Consider the following 330-nt stretch of genomic DNA (forward strand, 5'->3'; position numbering starts at 1 on the left):
GAACAAGGCCGGAATGACGGACATCAGCCAGACGATGCCCGCTTGCGAGCCGCTCGACTGGGCCGCATTCGGCACGTAGCCGAGCGCCGTAAAGACCGCGCCGATCACGCCCAGCGCCAGCGCCGTGCCCAGTTTTTGCGAGAACGTGGCGGCGGCGAAGGTCATCGCGGTGGCGCGCCGGCCATTGCGCCACTCGTTGTAGTCGGCCGTGTCGGCATACATCGAAAACGCCAGCGGCGACTTCGGTCCCAGCACCAGGCCAAGCGCGATCTGGAGCGCGTACATCGCGCCGATCTGGGTAGCGTCGACGAAGAAAAAGGCCGCGGAGAG

Annotated in this window: 1 protein-coding gene; it reads right to left on the reverse strand. The window is 66.4% G+C overall.

Features of this window, described 5'->3' with window-relative positions:
- A partial coding sequence (locus F1735_RS34530) for an MFS transporter (RefSeq protein ID WP_187364438.1) occupies positions 1-330 on the reverse strand: 330 nt, incomplete at both ends.

It is taken from the genome of Massilia genomosp. 1, assembly GCF_011682185.1.
GTDB lineage: Bacteria > Pseudomonadota > Gammaproteobacteria > Burkholderiales > Burkholderiaceae_D > Telluria_A > Telluria_A rubra.